At 55.3% G+C, this 459-nt stretch carries 1 protein-coding gene; it reads right to left on the reverse strand.

Translation table 11 applies throughout. From position 1 onward, the window contains the following. Nucleotides 1–202 precede the first annotated feature (202 nt). Nucleotides 203–459, reverse strand: a 257-nt coding sequence (locus C5B90_RS20165) for a GNAT family N-acetyltransferase (protein WP_115883647.1), incomplete at its 5' end; no start/stop codon positions are given.

Genomic DNA, 459 nt, shown 5'->3' on the forward strand with positions numbered 1-459 from the left:
CGACCCGCCCGTCTCTGCCTGTGTCTCTGAACTGGTCACTGCCCCCACGACAAGTGACGAGAGCGCGTTGAGCATGCCCGAAGGACGAATGAGGAACCGTATATAGATATACTGCCGATTATCTCATTTGATTTTCTTAGACATACTTATGTCTGGGGTTGAATATGTATCTTACACTGTCATGTGTTGTCGTGGTCCGTGACTAGAGTCTCTTTTCCATCTTGACGTGCGGGATGCCAGCCTCGTCGCACACGTCGCTCGTCGTTTCGTAGCCTAACTCGTGGTAGAACCCTTCCGCGGAGGTTTGGCCGTGAAGTAGGAGGCGGTCGAAGCCGCGTTCACGTGCTTTTGCTTCGAGTGCGTCCATCAGTCGCCGACCCCATCCTTCTCCACGGGCGGATTCGAGGACGGCAACGCGTTCGACTTTTCCGACCGCAGATTCGCTCTCACGCAGTCGGG

Source organism: Haloferax sp. Atlit-12N (assembly GCF_003383095.1).
GTDB lineage: Archaea > Halobacteriota > Halobacteria > Halobacteriales > Haloferacaceae > Haloferax.